Origin of the sequence: Streptomyces sp. R28, from assembly GCF_041052385.1 — a bacterium.
In the GTDB taxonomy this organism is placed as follows: domain Bacteria; phylum Actinomycetota; class Actinomycetes; order Streptomycetales; family Streptomycetaceae; genus Streptomyces.
On the sequence record NZ_CP163439.1, the window covers coordinates 6,546,453 to 6,571,678 of the forward strand.

Annotated in this window: 23 protein-coding genes and 1 pseudogene; 13 read left to right on the forward strand and 11 right to left on the reverse strand. The window is 71.0% G+C overall.

The features are described 5' to 3' along the window. Nucleotides 1–41: 41 nt before the first annotated feature. The gene (locus AB5J49_RS29435; protein ID WP_369171854.1) at nucleotides 42–290 is read right to left on the reverse strand and encodes an ATP-binding protein; all 249 of its coding nucleotides are present in this window, start codon (nucleotides 288–290) and stop codon (nucleotides 42–44) included. 95 nt (nucleotides 291–385) lie between these two features. On the opposite strand from AB5J49_RS29435, the gene AB5J49_RS29440 reads away from it, so the two are divergent. Both AB5J49_RS29440 and AB5J49_RS29445 read left to right on the forward strand, forming a co-directional pair. Then, on the forward strand, nucleotides 386–1,324 hold the full coding sequence (locus tag AB5J49_RS29440) for a MerR family transcriptional regulator (RefSeq protein WP_369175300.1): 939 nt from the start codon (nucleotides 386–388) through the stop codon (nucleotides 1,322–1,324). An 86-nt stretch (nucleotides 1,325–1,410) separates the two neighbouring features. Further along, nucleotides 1,411–1,545 (forward strand): annotated as a pseudogene (locus AB5J49_RS29445) (IS982 family transposase); the annotation flags it as partial. 75 nt (nucleotides 1,546–1,620) lie between these two features. On the opposite strand, the gene AB5J49_RS29450 reads toward AB5J49_RS29445, so the two are convergent. The 8 genes from AB5J49_RS29450 to AB5J49_RS29485 all read right to left on the reverse strand — a co-directional run bounded on the left by AB5J49_RS29450 (nucleotide 1,621) and on the right by AB5J49_RS29485 (nucleotide 9,436). Then, a complete protein-coding gene (locus AB5J49_RS29450) occupies nucleotides 1,621–2,382 on the reverse strand; it encodes an ALF repeat-containing protein (protein ID WP_369171855.1) in 762 nt (253 codons plus the stop codon). Between the two features lie 302 nt (nucleotides 2,383–2,684). After that, nucleotides 2,685–3,305, reverse strand: a complete 621-nt coding sequence (locus tag AB5J49_RS29455; RefSeq protein ID WP_369171856.1) for a M23 family metallopeptidase — start codon at nucleotides 3,303–3,305, stop codon at nucleotides 2,685–2,687. Between the two features lie 119 nt (nucleotides 3,306–3,424). Then, nucleotides 3,425–4,852 carry a protein kinase gene (locus tag AB5J49_RS29460; protein WP_369171857.1) on the reverse strand — a complete coding sequence of 476 codons (1,428 nt, stop codon included), beginning with the start codon at nucleotides 4,850–4,852 and terminating at the stop codon, nucleotides 3,425–3,427. After that, the gene (locus tag AB5J49_RS29465) at nucleotides 4,849–5,592 is read right to left on the reverse strand and encodes an FHA domain-containing protein (protein WP_369171858.1); all 744 of its coding nucleotides are present in this window, start codon (nucleotides 5,590–5,592) and stop codon (nucleotides 4,849–4,851) included. Before AB5J49_RS29465 ends, AB5J49_RS29460 begins: the two co-directional genes overlap by 4 nt. A gap of 195 nt (nucleotides 5,593–5,787) precedes the next feature. Continuing rightward, nucleotides 5,788–6,201, reverse strand: coding sequence for a hypothetical protein (locus AB5J49_RS29470; protein WP_369171859.1), 414 nt, complete (start codon nucleotides 6,199–6,201; stop codon nucleotides 5,788–5,790). An 86-nt stretch (nucleotides 6,202–6,287) separates the two neighbouring features. Then, nucleotides 6,288–7,868, reverse strand: coding sequence for a protein kinase (locus AB5J49_RS29475; protein ID WP_369171860.1), 1,581 nt, complete (start codon nucleotides 7,866–7,868; stop codon nucleotides 6,288–6,290). Then, nucleotides 7,865–8,635 carry an FHA domain-containing protein gene (locus tag AB5J49_RS29480; RefSeq protein ID WP_369171861.1) on the reverse strand — a complete coding sequence of 257 codons (771 nt, stop codon included), beginning with the start codon at nucleotides 8,633–8,635 and terminating at the stop codon, nucleotides 7,865–7,867. The genes AB5J49_RS29475 and AB5J49_RS29480 overlap by 4 nt, the downstream gene beginning before the upstream one ends. A gap of 153 nt (nucleotides 8,636–8,788) precedes the next feature. Continuing rightward, complete coding sequence (locus AB5J49_RS29485) at nucleotides 8,789–9,436, reverse strand: hypothetical protein (protein ID WP_369171862.1); 648 nt, start codon at nucleotides 9,434–9,436, stop codon at nucleotides 8,789–8,791. 267 nt (nucleotides 9,437–9,703) lie between these two features. On the opposite strand from AB5J49_RS29485, the gene AB5J49_RS29490 reads away from it, so the two are divergent. From AB5J49_RS29490 to AB5J49_RS29515, 6 genes are all read left to right on the forward strand, one after another. Next, a complete protein-coding gene (locus tag AB5J49_RS29490) occupies nucleotides 9,704–10,561 on the forward strand; it encodes a bifunctional methylenetetrahydrofolate dehydrogenase/methenyltetrahydrofolate cyclohydrolase (protein WP_369171864.1) in 858 nt (285 codons plus the stop codon). Nucleotides 10,562–10,667: 106 nt separating this feature from the next. Beyond that, nucleotides 10,668–11,150 carry a DUF3017 domain-containing protein gene (locus tag AB5J49_RS29495; protein WP_369171865.1) on the forward strand — a complete coding sequence of 161 codons (483 nt, stop codon included), beginning with the start codon at nucleotides 10,668–10,670 and terminating at the stop codon, nucleotides 11,148–11,150. Nucleotides 11,151–11,371: 221 nt separating this feature from the next. After that, a complete protein-coding gene (locus AB5J49_RS29500) occupies nucleotides 11,372–11,926 on the forward strand; it encodes a helix-turn-helix domain-containing protein (protein WP_369171866.1) in 555 nt (184 codons plus the stop codon). 433 nt (nucleotides 11,927–12,359) lie between these two features. Further along, nucleotides 12,360–13,691, forward strand: a complete 1,332-nt coding sequence (locus AB5J49_RS29505; protein ID WP_369171868.1) for a DUF2690 domain-containing protein — start codon at nucleotides 12,360–12,362, stop codon at nucleotides 13,689–13,691. A 487-nt stretch (nucleotides 13,692–14,178) separates the two neighbouring features. Next, nucleotides 14,179–15,168, forward strand: a complete 990-nt coding sequence (locus AB5J49_RS29510) for a malate dehydrogenase (protein ID WP_369171869.1) — start codon at nucleotides 14,179–14,181, stop codon at nucleotides 15,166–15,168. A 131-nt stretch (nucleotides 15,169–15,299) separates the two neighbouring features. Continuing rightward, on the forward strand, nucleotides 15,300–16,130 hold the full coding sequence (locus AB5J49_RS29515) for a hypothetical protein (protein WP_369171870.1): 831 nt from the start codon (nucleotides 15,300–15,302) through the stop codon (nucleotides 16,128–16,130). Between the two features lie 34 nt (nucleotides 16,131–16,164). Here the strand turns inward: AB5J49_RS29515 and AB5J49_RS29520 are convergent, their stop codons facing one another. After that, the gene (locus AB5J49_RS29520) at nucleotides 16,165–17,028 is read right to left on the reverse strand and encodes a GNAT family N-acetyltransferase (protein WP_369171871.1); all 864 of its coding nucleotides are present in this window, start codon (nucleotides 17,026–17,028) and stop codon (nucleotides 16,165–16,167) included. Between the two features lie 110 nt (nucleotides 17,029–17,138). Continuing rightward, nucleotides 17,139–18,119, reverse strand: a complete 981-nt coding sequence (locus AB5J49_RS29525) for a helix-turn-helix transcriptional regulator (protein ID WP_369171872.1) — start codon at nucleotides 18,117–18,119, stop codon at nucleotides 17,139–17,141. 109 nt (nucleotides 18,120–18,228) lie between these two features. On the opposite strand from AB5J49_RS29525, the gene AB5J49_RS29530 reads away from it, so the two are divergent. The 5 genes from AB5J49_RS29530 to AB5J49_RS29550 all read left to right on the forward strand — a co-directional run bounded on the left by AB5J49_RS29530 (nucleotide 18,229) and on the right by AB5J49_RS29550 (nucleotide 25,212). Then, nucleotides 18,229–18,789, forward strand: a complete 561-nt coding sequence (locus AB5J49_RS29530) for a DinB family protein (RefSeq protein ID WP_369171874.1) — start codon at nucleotides 18,229–18,231, stop codon at nucleotides 18,787–18,789. 184 nt (nucleotides 18,790–18,973) lie between these two features. Further along, nucleotides 18,974–20,500 carry an aldehyde dehydrogenase family protein gene (locus tag AB5J49_RS29535; protein WP_369171876.1) on the forward strand — a complete coding sequence of 509 codons (1,527 nt, stop codon included), beginning with the start codon at nucleotides 18,974–18,976 and terminating at the stop codon, nucleotides 20,498–20,500. A gap of 49 nt (nucleotides 20,501–20,549) precedes the next feature. Further along, entirely contained in the window at nucleotides 20,550–22,082 is a 1,533-nt protein-coding gene (locus AB5J49_RS29540) for a GMC family oxidoreductase (RefSeq protein ID WP_369171877.1), read from the forward strand. Beyond that, complete coding sequence (locus tag AB5J49_RS29545) at nucleotides 22,082–23,263, forward strand: glycine betaine/L-proline ABC transporter ATP-binding protein (protein ID WP_369171878.1); 1,182 nt, start codon at nucleotides 22,082–22,084, stop codon at nucleotides 23,261–23,263. The genes AB5J49_RS29540 and AB5J49_RS29545 overlap by 1 nt, the downstream gene beginning before the upstream one ends. Continuing rightward, nucleotides 23,263–25,212 carry an ABC transporter permease gene (locus tag AB5J49_RS29550; RefSeq protein WP_369171879.1) on the forward strand — a complete coding sequence of 650 codons (1,950 nt, stop codon included), beginning with the start codon at nucleotides 23,263–23,265 and terminating at the stop codon, nucleotides 25,210–25,212. The genes AB5J49_RS29545 and AB5J49_RS29550 overlap by 1 nt, the downstream gene beginning before the upstream one ends. Nucleotides 25,213–25,226: the final 14 nt, after the last annotated feature.

Below are 25,226 nucleotides of genomic sequence, written 5' to 3' on the forward strand. Positions count from 1 at the left end.
GTTTCCTCGTGGCCGGGCCCCTGGGTCCGGCCACGGCCGTTTCACCCCTGCAACTCGCACCACACGGTCTTGCCCGCGGGCGTCAGCCAGACGCCCCAGCGCCGGGTGAGCGAGTCGAGCAGCAGGAGGCCCCGACCCGTCTCGTCGTCCGTTCCGGGGCGGCGCAGGATCAGCCAGGCGTGCGGGTCGGGATCGGTCACGTCCAGGCGGATACGGCCGTCAGGGGTGCGGGCCAGCCGGACGGTCACCGGGGTGCCCTCGCCGACGTGGACGATCACGTTCGTCAGCAACTCACTCTCCTCTTCGTCGAGTCCCTCTAGATGAATGAGTCCAAGGACTCGTAGCCCTTGAGTCTCCAGTGACTGGAGACAGCAGAGTGGGGGACATGGACGTTACGACCCTCTACTCGATCGGGGAGCTTTCCCGGCGGACCGGCTTGCCTGTGAGGACGATCCGGTTCTACTCCGATTCGGGGGTGGTAGCGCCGACCACCCGAAGTCCCGCCGGCTATCGGCTCTACGACCTCGACGCACTGCTTCGTCTGGAACTCGTCCGCACACTCCGCGAGTTGGGCATGGACCTGCCCTCGATTCAGCGGGTACTGGACCGCGAGCTCTCCATGGCAGAAGTCGCCGCGGCGCACGCCGACGCCATGGACGTCCAGATCCGGATGCTGCTACTGCGTCGGAGCGTTCTGCGAGTCGTGGCCAGACGCGGGTCCAGTCCCGAGGAGACCAAGCTCATGCACAGGCTCGCGCAGTTGTCGGGCGAGGAACGCCGACGTTTGATCGACGATTTCGTGGAGGGCATCTTCGGCACAGGGGATGCCGACCCGGCCGCAGTGGCCATGCTTCGCGCTGCCACTCCCGACCTCCCCGATGACCCGACCGGCGAGCAGGTCGCCGCGTGGGTGGAGCTCGCCGAGCTGGTCGGCGACGAGGATTTCCGTGCCCGGATGCGCCGGACGGCCGTACGCCAGGCCGCCGGACGCCCGCTCGACATCGAGCGCGATGCCGGTGAGGAGCTGATGGAATTCACCCGTCAGAAGGTGGCCGAGGCCATGGAGTCGGGCATGGACCCGCTCAGTGACAGGGCCGCACCCGTCATCGACGACCTCGTGCACCGCTTCGCCGAGGTGTTCGCGCAGACTCCTGACGCGGAATTCCGACACTGGATGGCGCGGGAGTTCGAAGAGGCGCATGATCCTCAGGTGGATCGGTACTGGCGGCTGGTGTGGATCGTCAACGGCTGGCAGGTAGTACCGAGCCTGATCCCGGTGTACCCCTGGCTCATCCAGGCCCTGCGAAATGACCGTGCCGCATAGTCACCGCAGTGGAGTCCGCCCCGGATCCCTGAATGAGTCCAAAGGGTGGCCTGCGGACAGGGCGCGAGGGTGTCCAATGTCGGTGTGTGATGACCGACTTGGACACTCTCGCAACGGCACTGTACGTCCGGATCGAGCCCATGCTCAGTGACGCCGAACTGGTCACCGTCGCAGCGATGTCGGCACTGCTCGGATACACCTCGGAGCGGCGGTGGCTGCGGCCGCGCAGAACAGCCCCCAGTAGCGCACGGCATCCCCCCGTTCCCTCACCGCCGAGGCGGAGTTGAGGAGACGCGTCAGCCCTCCACCTCGTACTGCCCGACCTCCAGGAAGTACCGCAACGCTTCCGGCGTGTCCTCCTCAAGCGCCGCCTCCGCCGCCGCACGCAGCGCGTCGCTGATGGTCGGGTCGGCGAGGATGCGGAAGACGCGGACGCGGTCGTCCTCGAACCGGGCGGCGGCGTAGCCGGTTTCCAGGTAGGCGCGCAGGGCCTCCGGGGTGTTGGCGTCGAGGGCCTCGTTGGCTTCCCTGATGACCGCCTTGTCGGTCTTCTTGTCGGCGGTGGCGAGGATGCGGAAGACGCGGACGCGGTCGTCCTCGGCCTGGGCGAGGCGGTAGCCGGTTTCCAGGAAGGTGCGCAGGGCTTCCGGGGTGTTGGTGTCGAGGGCCTTGTTGGCCTCTCTGATGACCGCCTTGTCGCCGTTCTCCGTGGCGATGTGGAGGATGCGGGCGACGGCGACGCGATCGTCCTCGAACTGGGCGATCCAGCGACCCGTCTCCAGGAAGTACCGCTGGTCCGCGATGGTGCCGTCCAGGGCCGCCTGTGCGGCGGCGTGGACGGCCTTGCCGGTGTCGGGATCGGCGATGATGCGCGCTATCGCGACTCGGACGTCGTCGTCGGACATGTCGTCGACGCCGGAGCCGTCCGTCTCGGACGCGGTCGCCACGATGGTGGGCGACGACGCGGTCGGCTCGGCGGCGAAGGCCGGGGCGGTGAGCAGGACGGCCGGCATCAGGGCAGCGGCCGCCATGGTCAGGGCAGCGCGGGTCGATCTCACGGTGAACCTTCCTTGCATGCTTGGACAACAGGGATGTCGCGAAGAACAGGCGGATGACGCACAAGGCCGGAGCCGCATGCCGGGGCCCGGAAACCACGGCGTGCGGCCCTCCCCCGAAGGGCACCCAAGTCCTGTGTCTCATACGCCTGTACGGACATTCTCGCTTCAGCCGCACCAGAGGTCACTGCCGGAACCAGGCACTCTTTACGGCTTGTTGTTGCCGTCCCGGAGACCCGCAAGGGTCCAGGCCTGGTCTTCCCCCACCAGGCCTGGACCCTCTTCCTCGACCTCCTGCAAAGGCCCTAGCAGTTCTTGCTGACGACGTCAGTCCACGTCTTGCCCACGCCTGTGTACTTTGTGCCGTTGAAGTGCACGGGCTCGCGGTCGGCCTCCGTCGGGATGCCGTTCGTCTTGTAGCGCTGCTCGTAGTGCAGGTGCGCCCAGCCGCCGCTGTTGGAGCCGGTGGCGCCGATGTGGCCGATCCTGGTCCCCGCGGTGACGCTGTCGCCCACCTGGACGTACCTGTCGTGCTTGTCCTTGAGGTGGTAGTACGCCGTGTACCAGCCGCTGCCGTGGTTGATGATGATGACGTTGCCGGCGCCCCGGTCCCAGAAGGTCTTGGCGACCTTGCCCTTGTAGCCGGCCAGCACGTTCTTGCCGGACGATCCCGTGTTGCCCTTCACCACGATGTCCAGCGCCGGGTTGTGGCCGCTGTCGTAGGTGTCGAGCCGCCAGTGGGTGTTGCACGCGAACGGCATCTGGAACTTGGGCTTGGCCGCCGCGACCACGTCGGCCGCCTGGTCGGAGCCCGGTGCGGCCGTAGCCGTGGCGCCGAGCTGCAGGCCGAGTGAGAGCGCGAGCGCGCCGGCCCCGAGTGCGGCCGTGGCCGCGGTGCGGCGTCGGGTCAGGTTGGTTGTCCTCATGTCTGTCTCCCCGTTGTCGTTCTTCGTTGCGGGCACGACAAGCGTCCGGTGGTGGCCGTGAACGCGGTACCTGGAAAGTTGTAGGGCGAGCGGGGCACACCCGTACGACGGCTGTCCGCTCAGCAGGCCGACACCCACTCGTGCGAGCGGATCACCAGGCCGCCGGGGTCAGGGAAGTTGACCTTCTGGAGGGCCTGGATGCAGCCGAACGGCTTCTTCATGTCGGCCTCGCGGAAGAGCTGGACATCGTCGTGCGGGTCGCCCGTGTAGCCGTTGTTGAAGGCCGACCTCGGCTTGGTGGTCTTCGCCCAGTCGCAGGTGATGTTGCCGCCGAACCAGTCCTTGTCGTACTCGTACCAGGGGCACATCTCGCCCTGTCCGTCCGGCTTCGCGAAGAAGCAGACGTCTCCCTGGTCGCAGCGCGCGTACCCCTGCGGTGCGGGCTCGCGCAGGGCGAGGAGGCCGGCGGTGGCCAGTGACAGCGCCGCGACCGCCGCGAGCGAGATGAGGACGGCCGGGTGCGGGCCGCGCCTCGGCTTCAGCCGGGGCAGCCGCGGGGAGCGTGCCGCCCCGGCCGCGGCCTCGACCCGGCGCAGCAGGGCCTGCGCGGTGTGCGGCGCCCGGGCGGCGTGCGTGGGGGCGAGGCAGTCGGTGACGATCTGCCGCCAGGTGTCCGGGAGTTCGGGGGAGAGACGGAGCTCGTCACGGCCCTTGGCGTAGCGCTGGACCGCTTCCCGGCGGGCCGTCGGGTTCGTCCCGGGGAACGGCAGGCTGCCGGTCAGCACCAGGTGGGCGATGATGCCGAAGGCCCAGATGTCGGCGGTGGGACGGGTCTGGTGGCCGTGTTCGCCGACCTCGGCCCACAGGAGTTCGGGCGGGGTGTAGTCGGAGGTCGTGAACACGGGGGAGTAGGCGTGGGTACCGTTCAGTTCGGCGGCCAGGTTGAAGTCGGCGAGCCGGACCGAACCGTCTGCCATCAGCAGCACGTTGGCGGGTTTGAGGTCGCCGTGCACCCAACCCGCGTGGTGCAGGTGGGCCACCCCCTCGCAGATCTGCGCGACCAGCGAGGGCCCGCCCGGGACGGCGACGGCATGTTCGGCAGGTGCGCCGCCGCGACCCCGACGCCGGGTCGACAACTGGTCGAGCAACTGGTCGAGGGAGCCCTCGGCGCGTTCCAGTACGAGGACCGTGGCGCCGTCGAGGGCTGGGCGGCCGGGGTCGTCCACGGTCAGGGCCTCGTACATCCGGATGAGGCGCGGGCGCCGCAGTCTGCGCAGTAACTCGGTCTCCCGCTCGGCGAGTTCCCGCAGGTGGCGCAGTTGGCGTGGCGTTTGGGTGCCGGTGGGCAGGAACTTCAGCGCGACCTCGGCCGGCATGCTCTCGGCCGGCATGCCCGCGGGGGGCTCGGCGGGCTCGGCGGGCTCGGCGCGCCGGGCGGCGTACACGCTGCCGAAGCCGCCGGAGGCGATGGGTTCGCCCACCTCCCAGACACCGACGCGGTAACCCCGCGGGACGTCCACGGCGTGCCTCGACGACTCGGCGCTCATCGGACGACACTCCTGTTCCCGTGCAGCAGAGCCAGGTCTTCCTCACGTACGAGGTCGAAGCGCAGGGCCAGGGAAACCAGGCGTTCCTTCTTGCCGTTGAGGCGTGGGCCGCCGCTCGGCACCGTGTCCGGAGCCGGCTTGAGACGCAGCTTGACCGCGAGGTAGTCGATGTTCCACGCCACCGACGTACGGGAGACCGCGGGCCAGATCGGGCGCAGCTGCTCGACCAGCTCCTCGGCGGTCGGCAGCGGGGCGTGCGGCTCGCCGCGCAGGCGGGCGGCGCACAGGGCGACCAGGACGTGGAAGTACCGTTTGCCGCGGTCGAGCGGGAAGGCGCACGTGGTGGGCGCCCCTTCCTGTGGGCCGACGCGGTCCAGGAAGTCGTGGCGTGGGGCCCAGACGTCGAAGCTCAGCAGCTCGTTTCCGGCGGGCAGGACCACGCGGGCGAACTCGAACGGCACCGGGGCGTCGAGCCGGCCCGGCGCGACCTTGATGTGCTCGCCCGCGCCCTCCGGGTTCTCGACCACGTACGTCTGCGCGCTGCTCAGATTGCTGAGCCGCCAGTAGGCGCCCGCGGCCGTGATCTCTCCGGCTGTACGGGAGACGCCCTCGTGCGCGACGGTCAGATGCGGGCCGTACGGTCCTGCCGTGCGGCCGAACGGCAGGGAGTCGCCCGGCTCCAGGTGAATGTGATCGGCCGGGTGCGTGCTGTGCATGGGCACGACGATGATGCTGTGCATGGCTGTTTCCTCCCCCGACAGAAACTGAAGCCAGGGTAGGAAGAGGAAGCGTGAGCATCCCAAGGGCATGCAAAATACGGCGTGTCGTGTGCAAAATGTGCGAGGTTCTGCGATAGGGGCGAACGGCCTCCGGCCCTCCCCCGAGGGAGTCGGAGGCCGCGGATCAGGCGGTCGGCGGGTGAGCGGGTGAGCGGGTCAGCAGACCGGCAGACCCGGCACCGGCTCGTAGTTGTTGCCGCCCGAGACCTTGGTCGCCGGGAACCAGCCCCAGGCCTTGTGCTCGCTGCCCGTGTCGCCCTGGGTGTAGAGCCACCAGTCGTTACGGGCGTTGCCGACGGGCGGGTTCGGGAAGCTCGGGTCCTTCGACTGGCAGACGAACCAGTTGTCGCCCGCGTACATGTAGCCGATCTTGTTGCGGTACCAGATGATGTCGCCACCCTGGTAGTTGTGGCAGTAACGGGCCGTGAAGGTGCGCCCGTCGGGGTCGGTCTTCGTGCCGGCGTTCCCCCAGCAGCCGTTCGGTGCCGCCGACGCGCCCGTCGGTGTCAGGGCGACGGCGCCCGTGGCCAGTACGGCCGCCGCACCCAGCGAGGCGAGCATGCGCTTCATGGTCGGTGTCCTTCCGGTGGTGCCACCCCCGTTGGTGGACAGGAACACCGTGGCGCCGATCGCCCGCGAGCGGTACCTCAGACCTCTCAGGGTCCCTTCTTGCCGGGCGGCGTGTACTCCTTGAGGTAGTGGGCGACGTGGGTGGCGTAGTCGCGGTACTGCGGGGGAACTCCGCCCGCGGCGTTCACGACCTTGGTGGAGGTCCGGTACGCGGCCGCCAGCAGTACCTGGCGGTCACCCGACAACCCGGTCTGCTTCAGGCGCGGTTCCATGAAGCAGAGGTAACGGCCCACCGCCGGGATCGACTCGGCCGGCGTGAGGGGAGGCTTGGGGGTCTCCTCCGGGGGGACGCCGTCGTCGCTGATCCACCAGCGCAGCAGGCTCGGCGTCCAGCGGGCGATGCCGTACTCGCCCTCTTTGCCCACCGACGGGTCGGAGAGGTCCGGGTCGAAGTTGCTCTCCGCCTTCAGCAGGGCGGCGATCAGCGCGGGGGTGACCTCCGGGTGGACGCAGTCGTGGGCGGAGTCGACGATGAGGCGGCGGTAGGCCACCGGGACGCCTTTGTCCGTACGGAGTTCGGAGGCGCCGTAGCCGGCGGCCGTGACCTTCGTGGTCTCGCTGCCCGAGGCGCCGGCCCCCTCGGTCCCGGCACCGGCCCAGGTGCTGATGCCGTAGCCGAGGGCGGACAGCGCCACCACGGCGGTCGCGGCGGCCAGCACCGTCGTACGGCGGGAACGGCGGCGGGGGAGGAGGGACCGCGGCAGGCGCGGTGAGCGGCCGGTGCCCGCCGCGGCCTCCACCCGCCGCAGCAGCGCCTGACTGTCGATCCGGTCGGTGTGCGTACGGGTCAGGCAGTCCCGCAGGATCTCCCCCCAGATGTCCGGGAGTTCGGGCGACAGACGCAGCTCGTCGGTGCCGCGGGCGTAGGCGGCGGCCGCGTCGCGACGGGTCGTCGCAGTGGCGCCGGGCAGCGGGAAGGAGCCGGTGAGCATCAGATGGGCCAGGACGCCGAACGCCCAGACGTCGGCCGACGGGCGGATCCGGCGGCCCCGCTCGCCGATCTCCGACCAGAGCAGCTCCGGCGGCGTGTAGTCGGGCGTGGAGAAGGCGGGCGTGTACGCGTGCGTGCCCTCCAGCTCCGCCGCCATGTTGAAGTCGGCGAGCCGGGCCGAACCGTCCTTCATCAGCAGCACATTGGCCGGTTTCAGGTCCCCGTGCACCCAGCCCGCCCGGTGCAGCTGTGCCAGCCCCTCGCAGATCTGCGCGAGCAGCGCCGGTCCTGCCTGCGGTCTTCGGGTGTGGGCCAGCAGCGCGGACAGCGAGCCTTCCGCCTTCTCCAGTACGAGGACCGTGGCGCCGTCGAGGGCCGGGTGCTCAGCGTCGTCGACGACGAGGGTCTCGTACATCCGGATCAGCCGCGGCTGCTTCAGCCTGCGGTGCAACTCGACCTCGCGGTCGATGAGTTCGCGCAGGTGGGCGAGTTGGCGGGGGGTTCCGGTGCCGGTCGGCAGGAACTTCAGGGCCACCTCGGCCGGCCGGCCCGTGTCGGCTCCGACGCGCCTGCCCTCGTACACGCTCCCGAACGCCCCCGTGGCGATCGGCTCCCGCACCTCCCAGCCGCCCACCCGGTACCCCTTCGGCACCGGCACGGCGTACGGCTCGGTCACCGGGCCGCCCGGCCGGACGTCGGGGCCGCCGGGCGCGTGGGCTCTCTCAGCACGATGAGGTCGTCCTCCCGGACGAGATCGAAGCGCAGCGCCAGCGACACCAGGGACTCCTTCTTGCCGTTGAGGCGCGGGCCGGTGTCCGCCGTCTCCGGGCCGGGCTTGAGCCGCAGCTTCACGGCGAGGTAGTCGATGTTCCACTGGACCGACGTACGGGACGCCGCAGGCCAGTGGGGGCGGAGCCGGTCCACGACCTGGTCGACCGTGGGCAGCGGGGCATGCGGTTCACCGCGCAGGCGGGGTTCACACAGGGCGGCCAGGACCGCGAAGTACCGCTTGGTGCGGTCGACCGAGAAGGCCGGGGCGGTCGTCGCGCCGTCCAGGCCCCCGGCGGAGCTGAGGTAGTCGTGGCGCGGCGCCCACACCTCGACCGCCAGCAGATCGCCGGCCGCCGGCAGCACGATCCGCGAGAACTCGAAGGGGACCGGCGCATCCAGCCGCCCCGGCCCGACCTTGATGTGCTCGCCGGCGCCCTCCGGGTTCTCCACGACGTACGTCTGTTCCCGGCTGAGGTTGCTCAGTATCCAGAAGGCGCCCTGCGCGGTGATCTCACCCGCTCTGCGGGACACCCCGTCGTGCGCGATGGTGAGGCCGTTGTCGGAAGCGGAACGCCCGAAGCTGAGCCGCTCGCCGGGCGCGAGTCGGAGCTGGGCGCGGTCGGTTGTCTCGTCCTCCGTGGTCGGCGGAGGTACCACGATGATGCTGTACAAGGTGCGTCTCCCCGTGCCTGACGGCTACGGACGTCAGAGTAGAGCGACGCAGCGGGGCCGTGTCCCCCTCATACGGGTGAGACACGGCCCTGGCGATTAAATGGCGCGAACTCTTCAGTCACGCGTGAACGTTCGGTGCGTTCGGTGAAGCGTTCAGTACCGCGGGCGGTTGAACCAGGCCGACGCCGCGCTGTTGACCATCGAGGCGAGGATGATGCCCGCGATGGCGAGGGAGATGAGGCCGCCGAAGGTGGCGGAGCCGTTCTCGCCGCTCACGATGTTGCCGATGCCACCGAGGATCATCAGCGACGCGTACACGATCGTGGTGATGCGGATGCCGCTGCCACCGTTCTTGAACTTGACGCCCAGGAAGATGGAGAGGGCGCCCAGGGCCACCAGGAGACCCGCGACCAGGAAGCCGAGACCGGCCAGGGCATCGGTGTCGTCACCCGCGCCGACGCCGTTGGACACGTCCTGGGCGGCGCCGACGAAGACACCGGTGATGACGCCGAACAGGATCTGGAAACCGGCGAGGATGAAGAGGAAGACGCGCGCGGTCTTCATCAGACCGGGCATCTCCAGCGGCATCATGTTCCCGCCCGGGTAGCCCGGGTAACCCGGCTGAGCCTGCGGGTAGCCCGGCTGACCCTGCGGATAGCCGTAGGCGGGCGGCTGCTGGGGGGCGCCCTGCGGATAGCCGTAACCGGGCTGGCCCTGAGGCGGCTGCTGCGGCGGGTAGCCGGGCTGGCCCTGAGGCGGCTGCGGCGGGCCGTAAGGGTTGTTCGGGTCGCCGAAACTCATGGCGGTCTTTCCTCCGTTGTTCCGAGTGCGGGGACGCGCGGCATGGTTCGGAGGAAGGTCTACGTATGCGGTGTGTCCCCCCGTACTGCCCGCGGCACTTCAGTCACATCGTTCTTTAGTCTGCTCTTACTTGTCCAGCCGCATTCCCTATGTGTTGTGCAAGTGCAACATCACTGATCATGGACGGATACGGGCGGAGATACGGTGCCCAAGGCCACAGGGGACCCGGATTGGAACCGGGAGGGCGTCATCCGCGAGGATGGGACCATGACCGCCCAGATTCTCGATGGCAAGGCCACCGCAGCCGCGATCAAGTCCGACCTGACCGCCCGCGTGGCGGCGCTGAAGGAGAAGGGCGTCACGCCCGGCCTCGGCACGATCCTGGTCGGGGACGACCCCGGCAGCCAGAAGTACGTCGCCGGCAAGCACCGTGACTGTGCCCAGGTAGGCATCGCCTCCATCCAGCGCGAGCTGCCGGCCACCGCGACCCAGGAGGAGATCGAGGCGGCCGTCCGCGAGCTGAACGAGGACCCCGCCTGCACCGGCTACATCGTCCAGCTGCCGCTGCCCAAGGGCATCGACGAGAACCGGATCCTGGAACTCATGGACCCGGACAAGGACGCCGACGGGCTGCACCCCATGAACCTCGGCCGACTGGTGCTCAACGAGCCCGCCCCGCTGCCCTGCACCCCGAACGGCGTCCTCACCCTCCTGCGCCAGTACGGCGTGGAGATCAAGGGCGCCGAGGTCGTGGTCGTCGGCCGCGGTGTCACCATCGGCCGCCCGATGCCGCTGCTGCTGACCCGGCGCAGCGAGAACGCGACCGTGACCCAGTGCCACACCGGGACGCGGGACCTCGCCGCGCACCTGCGCCGCGCGGACATCATCGTCGCCGCCGCGGGCTCCGCCCACCTGATCCGCCCCGAGGACGTGAAGCCGGGCGCGGCCGTCCTCGACGTCGGTGTCTCCCGGAGCGCCGAGGGCAAGATCGTGGGCGACGTCCACCCCGGTGTCGCCGAGGTGGCCGGCTGGATCTCCCCGAACCCCGGTGGTGTGGGCCCGATGACCCGGGCGCAGCTGCTCGTCAACGTGGTCGAGGCGGCGGAGCGCAGTGTCGTCGGCTGAGCGGAACCCCGTGTCGGCGGCTGAGCGGAACCCGCAGCGGGTCGCGCAGGAGGCCCGGGAGACTGTCCCGGAGGAGGCCTCCGCGGATGTCTCTGCCGAAGTTTCTGTGGACGGCCCCGGGGACGGCCCCAGGGACGTCTCGGAGGAGATCGAGGTGCGGGACGCGATCAGCGCGCCCGACGCCGAGGGCAAGCCGGTGCGGACCACCCGCCGCTTCCCGCTCTTCACCAGGGACACGGCCCGCCCCGAGGGCGGTGGCCGGGCCGCGTCCCGTGACGCCGCGGCGCCCGCCCGGCAGTGGCCGATTCTCCTCGTCCTCGGCCTGGTCGGAACCGGCCTGCTGATCACCGCGCTCGACCAGTTCCGGATCGGCACGCTGGTGATCGGCGGCGCCCTGCTGGCCGGCGCGGTGCTGCGCTGGCTCCTGCCGGACGTCGGCATGCTCGCCGTACGCTCGCGCTTCACGGACATAGTGACGTACGGCGGGCTGGGCCTCGTGATCGTGCTGCTGGCCTTGATGGCGCAGCCGAAGCCGCTGCTGGTGATCCCGTTCCTGAAGGACACCCTGCACTTCACGGTGAGCAACTAGCTCCGGTCCCGGTCCCGGCCCTCGCGCGACGGCGGCCCGTCCTCTCCCCCGGGGAAGGACGGCCGCCGTCCGCGTCAACCCTCGGGCACGCCGAAGGGGCTGTTCAACGCCTGTCAGTGCGCTGTGGCACGGAAGTGACCGTTCCGCTACGTCGGGATACGTCGGGAACCATGGCGCCGCTCCGTGTCGTCACCCGATCGAATCTTGTTCGGAGGTGAGCGATGGGTGCCTGGCAGCCGCTGCCCGACGATCTGCCGCCCGAGGTGCGGCACTTCGTGGAGCAGTTGCGGCAGCTCAAGGACCGTACGGGCTTGAGCCTGGTCGCGCTGGGTGCGCGCACGGCGTACAGCAAGTCCTCCTGGCAGCGTTACCTCAACGCCACCCAGCCCCCGCCCCGGCAGGCGGTCGTCGCCCTGTGCCGGGTGGCGGGGACCGGGAAGGAGGAGGCGGAACGTTTCGGGGTGCGGTGGGAGCTGGCCGTGCAGGCGTGGCCGAAGCCTGCGACGGTGCCGACCAAGCCGGAAGGCGCGGGCGGGGGAGGGGTCGGGGGCGGCGAGGAGCACGAGAACCGCGAGGGCCACGAGAACCGCGGGAGCCGCGAGGAGCATGAGAAGCACGAGGTGTACGAGGTGTACGAGGACGATCCCACCCTTCCCTGGTGGGACGCGCCGCCGAAGAAGCCGGAGCCGCCGTCGCGACGGTTGCTGGTGGTCGCCGTCGTGCTCGTCGCGGCCCTGGTGCTGACGGCGGTGATCGGGGCCCTCGCGCTGGGGTGAGCCGGCTGAGGCCGACGTGCCTGACTTGCCCGAATGGGGAACGTGTGGGCGCATGTGGCACAGGTGATCGTTTATGTGCTTTCCATGTGTCGATGTGTTGACAAGTTCGCGGATTTGAAACGAAGTCGTTCAATAGCCGGGCTAGCGTGGTCGATCGGGACGGGGTGGGGCGTCCCGAGTGGTTGGCAAGGGCTTACTGCCAGGGTTGTGTCGGCCGGCGAAGGGGGCCGGTGGAACACTGGACGCGGTCCGATGGGCGTGCAACGGTGCGCGGTCATGGTCCGGATGCTCCCGTGCGCCCCCACCCCGGGAACTGAGATCCTTGTCGGGCGCATCCCTGTGGGTAGCCAGAACGGGGACTCGGCAGAGGGCACCACGCGCGGGGGAAACGCGAGAAACACCAGCACGAACCGGGGGGAAGAGGGGGGAAGCAATGCCTCGTTGGAGGGCCTTGCCGGATGAACTCGATCCGCAGGTCAGGGAGTTCGCGAGCCAGCTGCGGCGGCTCGTGGACCGCAGCGGTCTGAGTATCGCGGCGCTGGCCGACCGCACGGGATACAGCAAGACGTCCTGGGAGCGGTATCTGAACGGGCGACTGCTCGCGCCCAAGGGCGCGATCGTGGCGCTCGCCGAGGTCACGGGCACCAATCCCGTTCATCTGACGACGATGTGGGAGCTCGCCGAACGGGCGTGGAGCCGTTCGGAGATGCGCCACGACATGACCATGGAGGCGATCCGGATCTCCCAGGCGCGCGCCGCGCTGAGCGAGTTCGGTGCGCCGCCGGCGAACGCCAAGGGGAGTGCGAAGGCAGGCAAGACCGCCCGTAAGGGCGGCAGCGTGACGGCGATACCCGGCGTGGCGGGACCGGCGGGCGTGGCACCGACCGTGCCGCCCACGGTGCCGGCGCAGCCTACGGCGCCGGAGGTGCGGGACTCCGCGGTCCGTGATTCCGCGGTCCGGGACTCCGAGGTCCGGGATTCCGAGGTCCGGGATTCCCCGGTGCGGGACTCGGTGGGACGGGGCTCCAGTGGGGCGGACGTCCGCGACGGGGCCTCCTCCGGGGGCAACTCCTGGGGGATGGCGGGGTATCGAGGTCCGTCTCCGTCACCGACGGGTGAGCGCACGCCGGGGGCGGCGCCGTCGGGGATGGGTGGTGTGTCCGGCGTATCCGGTGCGTCCGGCCCGGTTCCGGGCGCGGCGGGGATGCCGAGTCCGTACGGCGAGCCTCCGCAGCGGCGTCGTCCGGGGGGCGGATCCTCCGGCGGCGGCGGTGGCAAGCGGCGGCTGACGATGTTCCTCGCGGGGGTCGTCGGTGTGCTGGTCGTGATCGCGGCGGTGTTCTACCTCACCGACCCCGGCAGCGGGAACAAGGGCGGGGACGCGGCCAAGTCGCCCTCGCCTGCCGTGACGACGGACCCCGATCTGCCGGCCGGGGTGGAGTGCGGCGGTGCCTCCTGCACCGGCAAGGACGCGGAGAGCATGGGCTGCAGCGGTGACCTGGTGACGACCGCCAAGACGGCGACCGTCGGCACGGCCGTGGTCGAGGTGCGCTACAGCGAGACGTGCGGCGCGGCATGGGGGCGTATCACGCAGGCCGCGCAGGGGGACGAGGTGGTGGTGAAGGTCGGCAGGACGAAGCAGACCGGATCGATCACCCTCGCCGGGGACACGATCGCGTACACGCCGATGGTGGCCGTGAAGGACGCGGGCGAGGCCATGGCTTGCGCGACGCTGGCTGCGGGGCAGGAGGGGTGTACGCAGTAAGGGCCTCTGCGCCCCCTGTGGTTCTGCTTCTCGACGCCGGTCAGGCATCCCAGCCTGACCGGCGTCTGGCATCCGGCGTCCGGCATTCGGCGTCTGGTGTGCGGTTTCCCGGCGTTGGGCGTCCGGCTTCCCGACGTTGGGAGTTGGGCCGTGAAAAGTTTTCGGACCGGACAGGTATGGCCGTCGGCATAGTGGGAACGCGCACCGTACCCCCACGGGAGTCCGGCAATCGGTACCCCCACCCGGCGGCCGCCCAGGTTCCACCTCTCCCGGACCGGGCGGCCGCCCCCTTTTGCCGTAGTGGGCCGCCCCTTTGCCGCAGTCATGGTCATCCTGTGGGGCGGGCCACACGGGACCCGGCCGTGCGAGATCCCGGATGCGCGATAGCCTGACGGGTGGATCTCTTGACGCCAAGAGATCGATCATCTCTACGTCCCGCACCCCGGGGCAGGGATGCCTCACCGCCAGCTGTCATACGGAGAACGCCATGACCCGCACTCCCGTGAACGTCACCGTCACCGGCGCGGCCGGCCAGATCGGTTACGCCCTGCTCTTCCGCATCGCCTCCGGCCAGCTGCTCGGCGCGGACGTGCCGGTCAAGCTTCGGCTGCTCGAGATCACCCCGGCGCTCAAGGCCGCCGAGGGCACCGCGATGGAGCTCGACGACTGCGCGTTCCCGCTCCTGGCGGGCATCGACATCTCGGACGACCCGAACGTCGCCTTCGACGGTGCCAACGTCGCGCTGCTCGTCGGCGCCCGCCCCCGTACCAAGGGCATGGAGCGCGGTGACCTCCTGGAGGCCAACGGCGGCATCTTCAAGCCGCAGGGCCAGGCCATCAACGCGCACGCCGCGGACGACATCAAGGTCCTGGTCGTCGGCAACCCGGCCAACACCAACGCGCTCATCGCGCAGGCCGCCGCCCCCGACGTACCGGCCGAGCGCTTCACCGCGATGACCCGCCTCGACCACAACCGCGCGCTGACCCAGCTCGCGAAGAAGACGGGCTCCACGGTCTCCGACATCAAGCGGCTCACCATCTGGGGCAACCACTCCGCCACCCAGTACCCGGACATCTTCCACGCCACCATCGCCGGCAAGAACGCCGCCGAGGTCGTGAGCGACGAGAAGTGGCTGGCCGAGGACTTCATCCCGACCGTCGCCAAGCGTGGTGCGGCGATCATCGAGGCCCGTGGCGCCTCGTCCGCGGCCTCCGCCGCCAACGCCGCCATCGACCACGTCCACACCTGGGTCAACGGCACGGCCGACGGCGACTGGGTCTCCATGGGTATTCCGTCCGACGGTTCCTACGGCGTCCCGGAGGGCCTCATCTCCTCCTTCCCCGTCACCACCAAGGACGGCAAGTACGAGATCGTCCAGGGCCTGGAGATCAACGAGTTCTCCCGCGCCCGTATCGACGCCTCCGTCCAGGAGCTCGCCGAGGAGCGCGAGGCGGTCCGCTCCCTCGGCCTCATCTGAGCCCGTCTCAGAGGCCGTTCTGTCACGAACCTGCGCAGGCCCCGTTCCGGTTTCTTCCGGAACGGGGCCTGCGGCCGGTTTCGCCGCTAGCGTCGGAAGCGGTACCTGTCGGGTGGTTCGGGGGACTTGCCATGAGCGGATGGGACGGCGACGGCCACAGCTCCGGTTCCTGGTCGGAGCATGAGCCGAGCGAGGAGAGAGGCCAGGCGGCCTGGGCCGCGCAGGAGCCGATCATTCCGCCACCGTGGGCGTCGGCCCGGACGCAGACCTTCTCGACGCCCCCGCACACTCCCGTTCCCGCTCCTCCCGCACCGCCCCGCGCCCGCCGCCTCCTGCTCGTCCTCGTCGCCGCGGCCGTCTTCGGCGCCGGCCTGGGCGCCGGCGTCTGGTTCCTCATCCGCGGCGACTCCGCCGCCACCGGAGCCGGGAGGACCCCCCTGCCAGGTGCCGCCGTCACCGCCCCGTCGCCCTCCACCCCCGGCTCCCTGGCGTCAGCCTCCGCCCCCGGCCCCGGCTACCGTCGCGCCCAGGACCCCGTCGGCTACACCCTCGACGTCCCCGAGGAGTGGATCCGCAGCCAGAGACAGGGAGAGAAGGCGCCGGTGGTCCTCTACGGTTCCCCGGAAGACGGACGCAGCCTGCAGATCTTCGCGCTCGCGGAAAACACCCCGGCCGAGTCCCTCGACCTCGCCGAGAACGACCCCGGTTACGGCTTCTCCACCCAGCCCGGCTACCAGGCCCTGGACCGCGCCTCGGCCGCCACCTGGTCCGAGCTGACCTACCGCTACGACGACGAGAACCAGGGCCCCCGCCAGGTCGTCGACCACCGCTTCGAGGCCGCCGACGGCACGCTCTACGCGATCCGCGCCGCGGGCCCGGAGGACCTGGCCCCGGCACTGGTCCGCGAACCGCTCACCGCCGCACTGGAGTCCTTCTGCCCGGCGAGCGGGCGATGCCGGTGACGGGGGCCGGGACGGTTCAGGGGGTCAGGACGGTTCAGGGGTCCAGGCGCTTCTCGAACCAGTGGCTGCCGTAGATGTCGTCGGTGTAGGCGGGGATCTCCGTGTATCCGCAGGCCCGGTACATCGCCTGTGCCTCGGTGAGGGTGGCGTGTGTGTCGAGGCGTACGACGGTCAACTCCCGTGCGGTGGCCGCGTGTTCGAGGGCGTCGAGGAGGCGGCGGGCCAGGCCGAGGCGGCGGGCGTCCTTGTGCACCCAGACATGGCGGATCTCGCCGACGCGCGGTTCCAGGCGTCGTAGCGCCCCGCAGCCGACCGGCCGTCCCTCCTCGTACGCGACGAAGAAGGCGCCCGCGTCCCCGGACACCTCGTCCGGCCGGACCAGGAAGGACTTGTCGTAGCCCTCGGGGAAACGCTCGTCGATGTCGGCGGCGTACGCGTCCAGGCAGGCGCGGGCGTCGGGGCCCGCTCCGTCGACTTCCTCCACGGTGATCCCGGCGAGGCGCAGCAGCCGGCGTGCCGTCGTCATGGCGTCGGTCAGCGCCGTGCGCTGTGCCGCGCTCAGCCCTTCGAGCAGCCCGGCCGCGGCCGCGTTGGCCCGCCGGTTCTGTTCCGTCACCTCGACCCGCCCGGCCGGGGTCAGCTCGATCATGCGCAGCCGGTTGTCGTCCGGGTGGGCCCGCAGCCGGACCATGCCCTGAGTCTGAAGTGCCTTGGCCATCCGGCTCAGGTAGCCGGCGTCCAGGCCGAGCCGGCTCCTGAGCTCACGCAGGGACGCGCCGTCCCCGATCTCGAACAGCAGCCGGGCCTCGCCGAGCGGGCGGTCCTGGCCGAGGTAGTGGTCGTCCAGTACGCCGATGCGGCGCGTGAAGTAGCGGCTGAAGCGGCGGAAGGCCGTCACGTCCTCCGTCGGGACCGGCTCCGCTTCCGTCGGGGCCGGCTCCGTCGTGCCGGAGGCGCGCCTCGATGCAGCCCTCGGCGTATCCCTCTTTGGCTCCATATTCTTTGACCTTAGTCAAAGGTTTCGTCGGTGGCCATGCCTGCGGCCGCTTCCGTGAGGCGCCGGCCGAGCGCTCGGGCCGCCTCCCGCAGTTCCCGTGGCCCGACGATGCGGAACGGGGCTCGGATCGCCGTGAGCTGCTCGGCGTACCAGTCCGGTTCGTCGGTGGTGGCGAGGAGGCGTGTGGTGCCGTCGTCGATCGGCTCGGGGCGGCCGAGGCTGCGGGGGAGCCATTCGGTCACCAGCGCGGCGGGCGCATCGATCACGATCTCCACCTCGTAGGTCCAGCCCTGGGAGAGGTGCTCCTCGAGGGTTTCGACGGGACGCAGATCCGTGGGCGGCTCGAAGGTGTCGGGGAGTGCCGTCACCGTGGTGACCCGGTCCACGCGCAGGACGCGGCGCGCGGCACGCGTGTGCGACCAGCAGAGCAGGTACCAGCGGCCGTGGTGGACGACGACCGCCCACGGGTCGACCTCCATGGTCCGCTCGCCGCGTGAGCCCAGCCGGTAGCCGAGGCGCAGCCGGTGATGTGCGGCGGCGGCCTGGACGAGCGCGGCGGTGGTGTCGGGGTCGGGGCGGGAGGCGGCGTCGGGGCCGCCCCGGGCACTGACCTTGCGGACCGCCTCGGCCGGGTGCGCGACCGGTTCGGGCAGGGCGCGCAGGAGCTTGCCGAGTGCGCTGCCCACCGGGCCGGACGGGTCGGCCGCGTCGTGATGGCCGTCCAGTACGGCCATGACCAGGCCGAGTGCCTCGGTCGGGGTGAACATCAGCGGGGGCAGGCGCAGGCCCCGGCCGAGGCGGTAGCCGCCGTAGGGGCCCCGGGTGGACTCGACCGGGATGCCGGCCTCGCGCAGGATGCCGACGTAGCGACGGGCGGCGCGTTCGGAGACGCCGAGCCGGCCGGCCAGGCGGTCGGCGGTGATGCCGGGACTGTTCTGGAGGAGTTCGAGGAGCAGCAGGGCGCGGGCGGTGGGGCTTTCGTCGTGGCTCATCCTCGGCCCAGGTGTCTTTTGATGTCGGACGCATGCCGGACGTACTCCGGACGTACTCCGGAACCTATTCCGGAAGCAGATCGACCGGAACCGACCCTAGTCTGCCGCCATGACCTACGACACCGAACAGCCGATCCTTGTCGAGCCGCCCGTCGCCGGCTCCGAGGCCGACACCCTGATCGGCTCCCTGGAGCGGCAGCGCCGGACCTTCGCCTGGAAGTGCGAGGGGCTGGACGCGGCCGGCCTGGGCGCGCGGCTCGCGCCCTCCGCCCTGACCCTGGGCGGGCTGCTCAAGCATCTGGCCCTGGTCGAGGACGAGTACTTCACCCGGCGCCTGCTCGGCGTGGAGCTGCCCCCGCCGTGGGACGCGGTGGACTGGGACGCCGACCCCGACTGGGAGTGGCGGTCGGCGGCGCAGGACGAGCCCGAGCAGCTGTACGCGCTGTGGGAGGAGGCGGTGGCCCGCTCCCGGGCGAACCTGCGGCAGGTGCTGTCCGAGGGGGGCGTGGACCAGCCGGCCCGCCGCACCTGGCCCGACGGCCGGGCGCCCAGCGTGCGGCGCATCCTGATCGACCTCGTCGAGGAGTACGCCCGTCACGTCGGCCAGGCCGACATGATCCGCGAGTCGATCGACGGCCGGGTGGGGGAGGATCCGCCGGCCGACTTCTGAACCAGTCTTCCGGTACCTTCAGTGCCCCTTTTGTTCCTGTTTGCCCGCATGTTCAGTGACACAGCACACTTTCGGCCATCGATTGCGCATGCAATGCGAGGGCCCGGGCAGGCGATGACGGTCCTCGTGAGTGACACCTGTGTGACTCAGGGGCACCGACCAGGAACGGAAGGCAACACCGATCATGACCGGACAGCAGGCGCGGCAGGCACGACAGACGATTCACGCGGGCGGCGAGTGGCGCGAAGCCGTCACCGGCGCGACGCGCGACATCCTCGACCCCGCGGACGCCCTGCCCTTCGCCGTGGTCGCGGAGGGTGACGAGAAGGACACCGACCTGGCCGTGGCGGCCGCCCGCCGTGCCTTCGACGGCGGGCAGGGCCAGTGGCCCCGCACTCCCGTCGCCGAGCGTGCCGCCCTGCTGCGCCGCGTCGCCGACCTGCTGGTGCGCGACCGCGAGGAGCTCGGCCTGCTGGAGAGCCGCGACGCCGGGAAGACCGTCGAAGAGGGCCGGGTCGACATCGACTGCGTCGCCGACGCCTTCCGCTACTTCGCCGACCTCGTCGCAGCCGAGGCCCCCGGCCGGGTCGTCGACGCCGGCTCGCCCGACATCCACAGCGTCGTCGTCCATGAGCCGGTCGGCGTGTGCGCGCTGATCACGCCCTGGAACTACCCCCTCCTCCAGGCCAGTTGGAAGATCGCGCCCGCCCTGGCGGCCGGCAACACCTTTGTCGTCAAGCCGAGCGAGATCACGCCGCTGACGACGATCGCGCTGATCGAGCTGCTCGTCGAGGCGGGGCTGCCGACCGGGGTCGCCAACATCGTCACCGGGCCCGGCCACTCGGTCGGCGCCCGCCTCGCCGAGCACCCCGACGTCGACCTCGTCTCCTTCACCGGCGGCCTGATCAGCGGCACGAAGGTGGCCCAGGCCGCGGCGCCGAGCGTCAAGAAGGTCGCCCTCGAACTCGGTGGCAAGAACCCCAACGTCGTCTTCGCCGACGCCTGCGCCACCGACGAGGCCTTCGACACCGCCGTCGACCAGGCCCTCAACGCCGCCTTCATCCACAGCGGCCAGGTCTGCTCGGCGGGCGCCCGCCTGATCATCGAGGACTCCGTCAGGGACCGCTTCGTCTCCGAACTCGCCCGCAGGGCAAGCCGTATCCGACTCGGTCGCGGCACCGCGGACGGCGTCGAGTGCGGACCGCTCGTCTCCGAGCAGCAGCGCGCGAAGGTCGAGGCGTACGTCGACTCCGCGCTCAAGGACGGCGCCGTACTGCGCTCCGGCGGCAAGCGTCCCGAGCCGTCGCCCGAGCGGCCGGAGAACGGCTACTTCTACGAGCCGACCGTGCTCGACCACTGCCACCGCGAGATGGCCGTCGTACGCGAGGAGGTCTTCGGCCCGGTCCTCACCGTCGAGACCTTCCGCACCGAGGACGAGGCGATCGCCCTCGCCAACGACACCGAGTACGGCCTCGCGGGCGCCGTCTGGACCGCCGACGCGGGGCGCGCCCGCCGGGTCGCCGGCCGGCTGCGGCACGGCACCGTCTGGATCAACGACTTCCACCCCTACCTCCCGCAGGCGGAGTGGGGCGGCTTCGGCAAGAGCGGGGTGGGCCGCGAACTCGGCCCCGCCGGACTCGCCGAATACCGCGAGAGCAAGCACGTCTACCAGAACCTCGCACCGAAGCCGGTGCGGTGGTTCGCGGGCTGACCCGAGCCCCTAAGCCCGTCCAGCCCGACCCCTCCTGGAGTACCACCCCATGCCCGACATAACCCCTCACACATACGACTACGTCGTCGTCGGCGGCGGCACCGCAGGCTCCGTCATCGCCTCCCGCCTCACCGAGAACCCCGATGTCACCGTCGCCGTCATCGAAGGCGGCCCCAGCGACGTCGGCCGCGACGACGTGCTGACCCTGCGCCGCTGGATGGGCCTGCTCGGCGGCGAGCTGGACTACGACTACCCGACCACCGAACAGCCCCGCGGCAACTCGCACATCCGGCACAGCCGCGCCCGTGTCCTCGGCGGCTGCTCCTCGCACAACACCCTCATCGCCTTCAAGCCGCTGCCGTCCGACTGGGACGAGTGGGAGGCGGCCGGCGCCAAGGGCTGGGGCGCGGTGCCGATGGAGGCCTACTTCGCCCGGCTGAAGAACAACATCGTCCCGGTCGACGAGCAGGACCGGAACGCCATCGCCCGTGACTTCGTCGACGCGGCGCAGGGCGCGCTGGACGTCCCGCGCGTCGAGGGCTTCAACAAGCAGCCCTTCACCGAGGGCGCCGGCTTCTTCGACCTCGCCTACCACCCCGAGAACAACAAGCGCTCCTCGGCGTCGGTGGCGTACCTGCACCCGGTGATGGACGAGCGCGAGAACCTCACCATCCTGCTGGAGACCTGGGCGTACAGGCTGGAGCTGAACGGCACCCGCGCGGAGGGCGTGCACGTGCGCACCAAGGACGGCGAGGAGCTGCTGATCCGCGCCCGGCGCGAGGTCGTGCTGTCCGCGGGCGCCGTCGACTCGCCCCGCCTGCTGATGCACTCCGGCATCGGTCCCAAGGAGGACCTCGCCAAGCTGGGCATACCGGTGGTCCACGACCTGCCGGGTGTCGGCGAGAACCTGCTCGACCACCCCGAGTCGGTGATCGTCTGGGAGACCCACGGCCCGATCCCCGAGAACTCCGCGATGGACTCCGACGCGGGCCTCTTCGTCCGCCGCGACCCCGAACACCAGGGCCCCGACCTGATGTTCCACTTCTACCAGATCCCGTTCACGGACAACCCGGAGCGACTGGGCTACGAGCGGCCGGAGTTCGGGGTGTCCATGACCCCGAACATCCCCAAGCCCAAGAGCCGCGGCCGGCTGTACCTGACCAGCGCCGACCCGTCCGTGAAGCCCGCTCTCGACTTCCGCTACTTCACCGACGAGGACGACTACGACGGCCGCACCCTCGTCGACGGCATCCGCATCGCCCGCGAGATCGCCGCGACCGAACCGCTGGCGAGCTGGCTCAAGCGCGAGGTGTGCCCCGGCCCGGACGTCACCGGCGACGAGGAGCTGAGCGAGTACGCGCGCAAGGTCGCGCACACCGTGTACCACCCGGCGGGCACCTGCCGGATGGGCGCCGCCGACGACGAACTGGCGGTGGTCGACCCGCAGTTGAGGATCCGGGGCCTGGACGGCATCCGGATCGCCGACGCCTCGGTCTTCCCGACGATGACCGCGGTGAACCCGATGATCGGAGTGCTCATGGTCGGGGAGAAAGCCGTGGACCTGATGGGAGGTGAGGCGTGATGAGTACGACGCCTCAGATCAACACGCCCGAGACTTCGACGCCCGGGACTTCGACGCCCGGGACTTCGACGCCCGAGACCCGTAAGCCCCCGACCGAGCCGGTCTTCTCCGTCGAGGGCCTGTGGAAGGTCTTCGGCCCCAAGGCGCACCGCGTCCCCGCCGACCCTGAGCTGGCCGCGCTCGCGCCGGCCGAGCTGCGCACGCGCACCGGCTGCACGGCGGCGGTCCGGGACGTCTCCTTCGACGTCCGCAAGGGCGAGGTCTTCGTCGTCATGGGCCTGTCCGGCTCCGGCAAGTCCACGCTGGTGCGCTGTCTGACCCGGCTCATCGAGCCGACGGCGGGCACCATCGCCATCGACGGCGAGGACGTCCGCGCCATGGACAAGACCCGCCTGCGCGAACTGCGCCGGCACCGTGCCGCGATGGTCTTCCAGCACTTCGGCCTGCTGCCGCACCGCACGGTCCTGGACAACGTGGCCTACGGCCTGGAGATCCAGGGCGTCGGCAAGGCCGAGCGCCGCGAGCGGGCCGCCGAGGTGGTGGCCAAGGTCGGCCTGGAGGGCATGGAGCACCGCAGGCCGGGCCAGCTGTCCGGCGGCCAGCGCCAGCGCGTGGGCCTCGCCCGGGCCCTGGCCGTGGACCCCGAGGTCCTGCTCTTCGACGAGCCCTTCAGCGCGCTCGACCCGCTGATCCGGCGGGACATGCAGGAGGAGGTCGTCCGCCTGCACCGCGAGGAGGGCCGCACGATGGTCTTCATCACCCATGACCTGAGCGAGGCGCTCAAGCTGGGCGACCGCATCGCCCTCATGCGGGACGGCCGCGTGGTCCAGCTGGGCACCCCCGAGGAGATCGTGGGCTCGCCGGCCGACGACTACGTCCGTGAGTTCGTCCGTGACGTCCCGCGCGAGCAGGTCATGACCGTGCGTACGGCCATGCGGGCCGCGTCGGCGGGCGAGGCGGGCAGCGGCCCGGCTCTGGCGCCGGACGCGACGGTGTCGGAGGCCATCGAGGCCGTGGCGCGCACCGGTGCCCCGGCGCGGGTCATGGACGGGGCACGTTGCCTGGGCGTGGTCGACCACGAACGGCTTCTCGGCGTCGTCGCGGGGACGGAACAGAGTTCCCCGGCGGGGACGGAGCCGGGTGCCGTCCCGGGTGCGGGGAAGAGCAAGGAGGTGGCGTGATGGCCACCGTCACCACCACCGCCCCTCGCATCGCCGTTCCGGGCGTCCTCAAACACCCCGTCCCGCGCAAGCTCCTGCTGCTCGCGCTCGCCGCCGCGATCCTCGTGCCGCTGGCCAACGCCCGCTGGGCGAGCGGCAGCTGGCCCGCCGCGCTGACCGTCGACTTCACCGAGCCGCTCACCAAGGCCAGCGTCTGGATCATCGACAACCGCGACAGCCACCCGCTCTTCCTCTACTTCTTCGGCCACATCAGCAACGCGGTCGTGATCGCCGTACGCGCCGTGTACCTGGTGCTGCTCGCGGCCGGCTGGGCCGGTGTCACCGCCGCCGGGGCCCTCGTCGCCTGGCGGGTCGCCGGCTTCAGACTCGCCGCGGGCACCGGGATCGCGTTCCTGGCCTGCGGGTTCCTCGGTATGTGGATCCCGACCATGCAGACCCTCGCGCTCATGGTCGTGGCAGTCCTCGCCTCGGTCGCCGTGGGCGCGCTGCTCGGTCTCGCCGCCGGTCTTTCCGACCGTATGGACAGGATCCTGCGCCCCGTCCTGGACACCATGCAGGTGCTCCCCGCGTACGCCTACCTGCTCCCCGTCGTCCTGGTCTTCGGCATGGGCGTCCCCGCGGCGGTCCTGGCCACCGTCGTCTACGCCGCCCCGCCGATGGCCCGCCTCACCGCCCTCGGCCTGCGCGGCGCCGACAAGGAGGTGCTGGAGGCGGTCGAGTCGCTCGGCACCACCGCGCGGCAGCGCCTGCTCACCGCCCGCATCCCGCTGGCCCGCAAGGAGCTCCTCCTCGGCCTCAACCAGACGATCATGATGGCGCTGTCCATGGCGGTCATCGCGTCGGTCATCGGCGCGGGCGGCCTCGGTGACCGCGTCTACCAGGCACTGGGTTCCGTGGACGTGGGCGCGGCGCTCGCGGCCGGTATCCCGATCGTGCTGCTCGCCGTCGTACTGGACCGGGTGACCGGCGCGGCGGGGGAGGCGCTCGGTGACGAGCCGCAGCCGGGCGGCCGGGCCCGCTGGGTGTACGCCCTGGTCGCCGCCGTGGCCGTAGCCGTCGCCGGGCGTCTCGCGGGACGTCTCGACTGGCCCGACGCCTGGGCCCTGAACATCGCCGAGCCGGTCAACCGCGCCGTCGACTGGATGACCGACCACCTCTACTCCGGCGTCCCCGTCATCGGCGGCACCGCCGACTGGGCAGCCCACTTCACCACCTGGGTCCTCGACCCCGTGCGCGACACCCTGCAGTGGCTGCCCTGGTGGTCGGTCCTGCTGATCGTCGCCGCCCTCGCCTGGCTGATCGGCACCTGGCGCACCGCGCTGAGCGCTGTGCTCGCCATGGCCGCGATCGGTGTCCTGGGCGTGTGGACGCCGACGCTCGACACCCTCTCCCAGGTCCTGGCGGCCGTCGCCGTCACCCTGGCCCTGGGCTTCGCGACCGGCATCGCGGCGGCCCGCAGCGACCGCGTCGAGCGGCTGCTCCGGCCCGTCCTGGACGTCTTCCAGACGATGCCGCAGTTCGTGTACCTGATCCCGGTGGTGGCGCTGTTCGGCGTGGGCCGTGCCCCGGCCGTCGCGGCAGCGGTCGTCTACGCGCTGCCCGCCGTCGTCCGCATCACCACGCAGGGTCTGCGCCAGGTCGACCCGGCCGCCCTGGAGGCGTCCCGCTCGCTCGGCGCGACGCCCGCCCAGCAGCTGCGCCAGGTCCAACTCCCGCTCGCCCGACCGGCCTTGCTGCTCGCCGTCAACCAGGGCGTGGTCCTGGTCCTCGCCGTCGTCATCATCGGCGGCCTGGTCGGCGGTGGCGCGCTCGGCTACGAGGTCGTCGCCGGCCTCGCGCAGGGCGACCTCGCGACCGGTCTGGTGGCCGGCGCGGCGATCGTCTGCCTGGGTCTGATGCTGGACCGGGTGACCCAGCCGACGGAACGCCGCGCGAAGAAGGGAGCGTGACATGCGACTTCGTA

What these genes read in the sequence shown, in the direction of transcription:
- AB5J49_RS29440 (WP_369175300.1), top strand. Translation starts at nt 386, where the DNA reads ATGGACGTTACGACCCTCTACTCGATCGGGGAGCTTTCCCGGCGGACC.
- AB5J49_RS29455 (WP_369171856.1), bottom strand. Translation starts at nt 3,305, where the DNA reads ATGAGGACAACCAACCTGACCCGACGCCGCACCGCGGCCACGGCCGCA.
- AB5J49_RS29460 (WP_369171857.1), bottom strand. Translation starts at nt 4,852, where the DNA reads ATGAGCGCCGAGTCGTCGAGGCACGCCGTGGACGTCCCGCGGGGTTAC.
- AB5J49_RS29465 (WP_369171858.1), bottom strand. Translation starts at nt 5,592, where the DNA reads ATGCACAGCATCATCGTCGTGCCCATGCACAGCACGCACCCGGCCGAT.
- AB5J49_RS29470 (WP_369171859.1), bottom strand. Translation starts at nt 6,201, where the DNA reads ATGAAGCGCATGCTCGCCTCGCTGGGTGCGGCGGCCGTACTGGCCACG.
- AB5J49_RS29485 (WP_369171862.1), bottom strand. Translation starts at nt 9,436, where the DNA reads ATGAGTTTCGGCGACCCGAACAACCCTTACGGCCCGCCGCAGCCGCCT.
- AB5J49_RS29490 (WP_369171864.1), top strand. Translation starts at nt 9,704, where the DNA reads ATGACCGCCCAGATTCTCGATGGCAAGGCCACCGCAGCCGCGATCAAG.
- AB5J49_RS29500 (WP_369171866.1), top strand. Translation starts at nt 11,372, where the DNA reads ATGGGTGCCTGGCAGCCGCTGCCCGACGATCTGCCGCCCGAGGTGCGG.
- AB5J49_RS29505 (WP_369171868.1), top strand. Translation starts at nt 12,360, where the DNA reads ATGCCTCGTTGGAGGGCCTTGCCGGATGAACTCGATCCGCAGGTCAGG.
- AB5J49_RS29510 (WP_369171869.1), top strand. Translation starts at nt 14,179, where the DNA reads ATGACCCGCACTCCCGTGAACGTCACCGTCACCGGCGCGGCCGGCCAG.
- AB5J49_RS29515 (WP_369171870.1), top strand. Translation starts at nt 15,300, where the DNA reads ATGAGCGGATGGGACGGCGACGGCCACAGCTCCGGTTCCTGGTCGGAG.
- AB5J49_RS29525 (WP_369171872.1), bottom strand. Translation starts at nt 18,119, where the DNA reads ATGAGCCACGACGAAAGCCCCACCGCCCGCGCCCTGCTGCTCCTCGAA.
- AB5J49_RS29530 (WP_369171874.1), top strand. Translation starts at nt 18,229, where the DNA reads ATGACCTACGACACCGAACAGCCGATCCTTGTCGAGCCGCCCGTCGCC.
- AB5J49_RS29535 (WP_369171876.1), top strand. Translation starts at nt 18,974, where the DNA reads ATGACCGGACAGCAGGCGCGGCAGGCACGACAGACGATTCACGCGGGC.
- AB5J49_RS29540 (WP_369171877.1), top strand. Translation starts at nt 20,550, where the DNA reads ATGCCCGACATAACCCCTCACACATACGACTACGTCGTCGTCGGCGGC.
- AB5J49_RS29545 (WP_369171878.1), top strand. Translation starts at nt 22,082, where the DNA reads ATGAGTACGACGCCTCAGATCAACACGCCCGAGACTTCGACGCCCGGG.
- AB5J49_RS29550 (WP_369171879.1), top strand. Translation starts at nt 23,263, where the DNA reads ATGGCCACCGTCACCACCACCGCCCCTCGCATCGCCGTTCCGGGCGTC.